This is a genomic window from Nocardia sp. GTS18 (assembly GCF_013839555.1).
Taxonomy (GTDB): Bacteria; Actinomycetota; Actinomycetes; order Mycobacteriales; family Mycobacteriaceae; genus Nocardia; species Nocardia rosealba.
Genome location: NZ_JACBIU010000022.1, coordinates 77,138 through 83,929 on the forward strand (window position 1 = coordinate 77,138; position 6,792 = coordinate 83,929).

The following is a 6,792-nucleotide window of genomic DNA, read 5'->3' on the forward strand; positions in this document are numbered from 1 at the left end:
TCGTGCGCGCTACTTCTGGCGCAGCGTCTTCATGGCACCGAGAACCAGCGTCATCGTCTTGGCCCACAGCTGCTCGGACATACCGGGCAGCGGCCCGATCGGCAGCACGCGCTGCACCGCGACGGTCTGGGTGTCGACGTACTTCAGCAGGCCCTCGGGGCCGTGGCGACGGCCCTGACCCGAGATCCCGAGACCACCCGAGGGTGCGTCGATGCTGCCCCAGGCGGCGGCGAAGCCGTCGTTGACGTTCACCGATCCGGCGTTGATCCGTGCCGCGACCTCGCGGGCCCGGTCCACGTCACGGCTCCACACGCTGGCGTTCAGGCCGTAGGCGGTGTCGTTGGCCGCCTCGATGGCGTCTTCATCGGAGTTCACCTTGTAGACCGAGACGACCGGACCGAAGGTCTCCTCGCGGTAGACCGTCATGCCGGGGGCCACGTCCACGAGCACGGTCGGCTCGTAGAAGTAGGGGCCGAGGTCGGGGCGGGGGCGGCCGCCGGCGAGGACCTTGGCGCCCTTGGCGACCGCGTCGTCCACGTGGGCGGTGACGGTGTCGAGCTGACGCTGGAAGGTCAGCGAACCCATGTCGCGGCTGTAGTCGAGTTCGCCGCCGAGCGACATGTTCTTGACGTTGCCGACGAATTCGGCGACGAACTGGTCGTAGACCGAGGCGTCGACGTAGATGCGTTCCATCGACTCGCACAGCTGACCGGCCGAGGAGAAGCACGCGCGCACAGCCACTTTCGCGGCCTTGGACACGTCGGCGTCGGCGAGGACGAGCAGCGGGTTCTTGCCGCCGAGCTCGAGCGAGTAGCCGATCAGGCGTTCACCCGCCTGCTGGGCGATGGTGCGGCCGGTGGCGCTGGAACCGGTGTAGTCGACGTAGTCGGCGCGCGCGATCACGTCGCCACCGATCTCGCGGCCGCGCCCGAGCACCGCCTGCCACAGCCCGCGCGGCAGACCCGCGCGCTCGGCGGCGTCGATGGCCCACAGGGCCGACAGCGCGGTCTGGTTGTCGGGGCGCGCGATCACCGCGTTGCCCGCGATCAGGGCGGGCAGGGCGTCGGAGGCCGACAACGCGAGGGGGTAGTTCCACGGCGAGATGACCGCGACGACGCCCTTGGGGCGGTTGTGCACGTCGACGGCGGTGAGCACCGGGAGCACACCGCGCGGCTTGCGGTCGGCCAGCAGTTTGGGGGCGACGGCGGCGTAGTAGCGCGAGTTCAGCGCGACGTCGGCGACCTCGTCGAAGGCGTGCGGGCGCGACTTGCCCGTCTCGGTCTGCACGATGTCGAGCACCGTCTCCTGCTCGGCGAGCACGATGTCGTGAAAGCGGCGGATGATCTCGACGCGCTGCTTGACCGGCACCTTGGCCCAGTCGCGCTGCGCGTGCCGGGCGACGGCGAACGCGCGGTCGATATCGGCGATCGAGGACTGGGGCAGGTCACCGATCTTGTGGCCGGTAGCGGGAGCGAAGACCTCGACCGACGGTGCGCCACCGGCGACGGCCCGGTCGAACAGAGGCTTGACCAGCGTTTTCGGCAGCGCGGTCGGTTCGGCGGTCAATTCGGGGGCGGTCGTCATTGTCGGCCCTTCTCCTCACCAGGTGGTCGCGCGGTGCAGGCGCGGATATTCGGCTATTTGCTGAACACTGGTGTTAGATTAATGCGTGGGCCCGGGTTCGTGTCAAGCTTTCGGCAGCGAGTTCGCCGACGGAGTGGAGGTGCGATGACCGAGGAGGCGACGTCGGTGCGTCGCGGTAGGCCACCGCAGACCCAGGAGCAGGCCGAGGAAGTGCGCGCCCGGATCGTCGAGGCGACCGCGGCGGTGTTCGCGCGCAATGGTTCGCGCGGGTTGAGTGTCGCCCAGATCATCGAGCAGGCCGGTCTGGCGCGCCCGACCTTCTACCGGTACTTCAGCAATGCCGCCGAACCGTTGCGCGCGGTGCTCGACGCGAGCAACGACGGGCTGGTCGGTGGGATCAGCGCGGCGCTGGCCGGGACCGACGAGCCGGTGCAGTTGGGCATCCGGCTCATCGACGCCTATGTGGACTGGGCGCGTGGGCACGGTGCGATGCTGCGGCCGTTGTTCGCCGAGTTGCACGATCCGGGTTCGCCGGTGTCGGCCTATCGGGAACGCGCGCTCGACGACATCCGCGATCTGGTGCGCAAGACGTTCGGCGAGCTCGGCCGTACGGTGCCCGCGCCGCTCGATCTGGACGCGGCGCTACATGTGTGCGAATACGTCGTCTACCGGCTCACGGCCGATGCCGAGCCGGGCAGCGATCCTGACCCGATCCTGGTGTCGGAGGCGAGGGTGACCATGATCCGCATCCTGCTGGTCACCCTCGGCACCCGCGACGACCTCGCCTACGCGATGGAACTGCCCGGTCTGTTCCCGGATTCCTGAGTACGCTGCGGGCGGCTCGCCGCGACGAGCGCGACCGACAGCAATGCCGCACCGAGCCAGCCCATCGGCGACAGGCGTTCGGCGAGCACCAGCACCGCCAGCAGAGTGCCGGTGAGTGGCTCGAGCAGGGCGAGCAGGGCGCCTGTTCCCGCACCGACACCGGTGAGACCGCGGAAGTACAGCGTGTATGCGATCGCGGTGGGGAACAGTCCGAGCGCGAGAATCGTCACCACCGAGCCGGGGGCGAGATCGACGGTTCGTGTGGTGAGAACGGCCGGGACTGCGAGCACAATCGCGCCGATAATGAATCCGACTCCAGTGGCGGTCACCGGGTCCAGGCCCGGCACCTCGGCCGCCGAGACCAGTGTGAGCAGCGCGAACGCCGACGCCGCGGCGACGGCGAGCGCCGCACCGAACAGCACACCGGAACCGCCCGCACCCGGAGTTCCGACGAGCAGGACGAGGCCGAGGAGTGCGAGGGCGATGCCTGCCGCGCGGCCTGTATCGAGGCGTTGTCGGCCGGTGACGTATTCGAGCCCGGCGACGATCACCGGGGACATGCCGATGGTGAGCAGGGTCGCCAGGCTCACCGACGACAGCGCCACGGCACCGAAATAGCAGCCCTGGAAAACCGGCGCGAGCAGGGCGATCGCGGCGATGCGACGCCAGGCTGGTCCACCGCGCGGTATCGCGCGCCGGGTGAGCACGCACAGCCCGAGCAGCAGCAGGCCGCCGACCGCCAGCCGCACAGCGGCGACCGCAACCGGTGACAGTCCCGTCCCGCGCTGGACCACGGTGCCGAGCAGTCCGCCGGTCCCCCACAGGACGCCCGCGAGAACGAGTTCGGTGATGCCTGCCCGGCGCAGTGCGGTGGGCCGGGACGCTCGCCCGGCAAGAAGAGAAGACATGAAAGCTCCTGCGACAGAAGGAATGAGTGGTCGCGAGAAGCGAGGTGCGGACATGCGGAACCGCTGTGCCGTCGACCCGACGGCGGGGGCCTGCCGACCCGCGCGGCGCGCGGGGGGGGGCACCTCGCTCAGGAGGTGGGCGGCGGGGTGCAGCGGAAACGCGGGTTCACCCGGCCGAGGGTACTCCACACACAATCTCCACATTTGGCGACGCAACCCTCCACACCCGGTCGCTAGGGTCGCAGCATGGAACTCAGTGGGGGTACGGCGCGGCGGGTCCTCGTCGTCGACGACGAGGTGACGATCGCCGAGTCGGTGGCGGCGCGTTTGCGCGCCGAGGGATTCACCGTCGACCTGGCGCACGACGGTCCGGCGGCAGTGGCCGCCGCGGCGGCGGGGGAACCGGATCTGGTGGTGCTCGATGTGATGCTGCCCGGCTTCGACGGTCTCGAGGTGTGCCGGCGGATTCAGGCCGAGCGTTCGGTGCCGGTGCTGATGCTCACCGCGCGCACCGACGAGACCGACCAGCTGATCGGGCTCGGTGTCGGTGCCGACGACTATCTGACCAAACCGTTCTCCATGCGGGTGCTGGCCGCCCGGGTGCACGCGCTGCTGCGGCGGGTGGACCGGGCCACCGAACGCGGCGACAGCAGCATCGTCGTCGGTGATCTGCGGATCGATCTCGCCGAGCGCCGGGTGTGGCGGGGCGAGGCCGAAGCACGGCTCACCCCACTGGAATTCGATCTGCTCACCCGGTTGGCGCAGCGGCCGCGTGCGGTGCTGGCCAGGGAGCGGTTGCTCGAGGACATCTGGGACTGGTCGGACGCGGCGGGCACCCGGGCGGTGGATTCGCATGTGAAAGCGTTGCGGCGCAAGCTCGGTGCCGACCTCATCCGCACCGTGCACGGTGTCGGCTACGCCTTGGACGCGCGATGAGCGTGCCGACCGCACTGGACCGGATCGCCGACCGGTTGCCTCGCCCGCTCGACCCACTGCGCTCGATCAAGCTCAAACTCGCTGTGCTGATGGTGTGTTCGGGTGCGGTGGCGTTCGCCTACTTCTGGTTCCGGATCGGCTGGTTGCCGACGTTCACCACCCTGACCGCCATGTTCATCGCGTTGGTCACCTCGCAGATCCTCGCGCACGGCATCACCCGGCCGCTGCGCGAGATGACGGCGGCGGCCCGGCGAATGGCCCAGGGCGACTACAGTTTCCGGGTGCGGGCGTCGTCGCGGGACGAAGTGGGCCAGCTGGCGACCGCGTTCAACCAGATGGCCGCCGATCTGGCCGCCGCCGACCGGCAGCGCCGCGATCTCATCGCGAATGTGTCGCACGAATTACGCACACCGGTCACCGCGCTGCACGCCGTACTCGAGAACATCGTCGACGGGGTGAGCGACCCCGACCCGGCCACCCTGCGCACCGCGCTGGCACAGACCGAACGGCTCGGGTTGCTCGTCGCCGAACTACTCGACCTGTCGAGCATCGAAGCGGGGGCCAGTCCCCTGGATCGCGAAACCCTCCCGCTGGCAACACTTCTGACAGAGGCCATTGCCGAGGCCGAGGTGATGACGGCCGCGCTGGGTCGCGGGGTGCGGTTCACCACGACGGTCGAACCGGCCGACGCGGTGGTCCTCGGTGACCGCTCCCGGCTGCACCAGGTGCTGTTCAACCTCCTCGACAACGCCGCCCGGCACGGGCCCGCAGGCGGTGAGGTGCGCGTGACCGCCCGCGCCGATGCCGACACGGTGGTCCTCGAGATCCAGGACGACGGCCCCGGCATCCCGGAAGCCGACCGCGCCACCGTCTTCGACCGTTTCACCCGGGGCGGGCGCACCGACGGCGGCGGTACCGGGCTCGGCCTCGCCATCGCCCGCTGGGTCGTCGACCTGCACGGCGGCACGATCGCGGTGGCCGACCCCGGCTCGCGCATCCGGGTAGTCCTGCCCACTTCCTGACTCACCCACATCACCACCCCCGACCACTGGTCACGGGGGCGGACGAGCACACCTATTTTCGAGGGGAAACATGACGAAATCGACCACGGAACATTCCGGTGAGGACAACGAACTTCCCACTGCCACGGCGAATCCGGCGGGCTCTGCCGGGGCAGGTGCGGATCGCGGAGACTCTCCCGCACCCGCCACACCCAAGGGCCGAGTCGAGCCGAGCCCAGAGGCCGGCCCCGCCGCCATCGCCGGGCCGGACACCGGCCGATCCGAGGCGACACCCGATGCCGCCCCACCCGGCGCGAAGGAGCAGAGCGGGCTCGGAGCGGCGACGCACCACGGCGCCGATTCCGGCGATTCGACCGCGAATTCTGTTGTCCCCGCGATCATCGCTCAGGCCGCCGCCACCACGGCGCTGCTCTCCCAGAAGGGCAATAAGCCGTCCGATACCGCGCAGTCCGGTGATTCGGACACTGCAACTGCCGATTCCGGCGCTGACACCACCGCCCAGGCGCGCGAACCTGTCCAGTCCGATTCGACCCCCGCACCCGATAGGGCCGCGCCCAACGGACCACCTGGCCCCCTGACCAAGCCGACGACACCGACGACGTCTCCCGCCGACCGGTCGGCATCGGGCACTTCTACTCCCCCGTCCTGGACGTCCGGCTGGCAGGCAGCCGCCGTGGAACCGATGTCGCCCATCCGGCACACGGCAGCACCACCACGTCCCCCGACCCCACCGCGCTGGCGCCGCGTCGCCCGCCCGTCCGGTGTCCTTCCGGCCGCTGCGCTCGTCGGCGTCGTCGGCGCCACGGTGATCCCCACCGACCGCCCCGGCATCGGCTGGCTCCTCACCGGCACCGCCATCACCGCCGCCCTCTGGGCCGTCGACCAGCGGGCGCGCAGAAGTACCACGCGAATGTCGGAGCGAATTCCTGCTGCGCCCGAGGGCCGTTCAGCGAATCGCGACGAGAAGCCGGCGGCAGCCGCCGACACGACGACGGCACCGAGCGTGACCGGCACCCGAGTCGCCCACGACTCCCCGACCGAGCAGACGAAGGCCATCACGCCCTCGATGCCCGCCACCGCGACGCCCAGCGCACGACCGGATACATCTACGAGCGCAGCCGCGGAATCAGAGGCCGACACCAACACGGCCGCGCGCGCGAGCACCGAGATTCCTGCGGGAGCCGGTGCGAATGCGGGCACGCGCCCGGGTGACAGCGCAGACGCCGGCCCGATTGCGAGTGCGGAATCCGGTGCGAGTCCGCGCGGAAGCGTCAGTCCGAGCATCAATGCCACACCGAACCCGGCAGCCGCCGCGAGTCCGGCAACCGGTGCGGGTGGGGTGACGGCTCCTGAGGTTGTGGCTGCTGGTGGGGACAGCGGGATTGCCGGGGCCGGTGCGGGTTTCGTTGGTGCGGGACGCTGTCTCGTATACACATATGACGCTGCCGACGAATCGTGAGGGGTACAGCGCGGTGTGAGTGGTGTGAGTGTAGGAAAAGGTGACCGGCTGAGTAGGA

The 6,792-nt window shown here is 70.0% G+C and carries 6 protein-coding genes; 4 read left to right on the forward strand and 2 right to left on the reverse strand.

The features are described 5' to 3' along the window. Nucleotides 1-9: 9 nt before the first annotated feature. Nucleotides 10-1,584: a succinic semialdehyde dehydrogenase gene (locus tag HYG95_RS17820; RefSeq protein ID WP_181699152.1), complete on the reverse strand. Its 1,575-nt coding sequence runs from the start codon at nucleotides 1,582-1,584 to the stop codon at nucleotides 10-12. A gap of 144 nt (nucleotides 1,585-1,728) precedes the next feature. Between HYG95_RS17820 and HYG95_RS17825 the strand changes: the two genes are divergently transcribed. Continuing rightward, nucleotides 1,729-2,409, forward strand: a complete 681-nt coding sequence (locus HYG95_RS17825; RefSeq protein ID WP_067491967.1) for a TetR/AcrR family transcriptional regulator — start codon at nucleotides 1,729-1,731, stop codon at nucleotides 2,407-2,409. On the opposite strand, the gene HYG95_RS17830 is transcribed toward HYG95_RS17825, so the two are convergent. Further along, complete coding sequence (locus tag HYG95_RS17830) at nucleotides 2,370-3,317, reverse strand: DMT family transporter (protein ID WP_181699154.1); 948 nt, start codon at nucleotides 3,315-3,317, stop codon at nucleotides 2,370-2,372. The two genes, HYG95_RS17825 and HYG95_RS17830, sit on opposite strands and share 40 nt — an antisense overlap. A gap of 246 nt (nucleotides 3,318-3,563) precedes the next feature. Here HYG95_RS17830 and HYG95_RS17835 point away from each other — a divergent pair, with 246 nt between their 5' ends. The 3 genes from HYG95_RS17835 (at nucleotide 3,564) to HYG95_RS17845 (ending at nucleotide 6,734) form a co-directional block, all read left to right on the forward strand. After that, entirely contained in the window at nucleotides 3,564-4,253 is a 690-nt protein-coding gene (locus tag HYG95_RS17835) for a response regulator transcription factor (protein WP_181699156.1), read from the forward strand. Between the two features lie 14 nt (nucleotides 4,254-4,267). After that, complete coding sequence (locus HYG95_RS17840; RefSeq protein ID WP_220139551.1) at nucleotides 4,268-5,275, forward strand: ATP-binding protein; 1,008 nt, start codon at nucleotides 4,268-4,270, stop codon at nucleotides 5,273-5,275. A gap of 70 nt (nucleotides 5,276-5,345) precedes the next feature. Then, nucleotides 5,346-6,734, forward strand: coding sequence for a hypothetical protein (locus tag HYG95_RS17845; RefSeq protein ID WP_181699161.1), 1,389 nt, complete (start codon nucleotides 5,346-5,348; stop codon nucleotides 6,732-6,734). Nucleotides 6,735-6,792 lie beyond the last annotated feature (58 nt).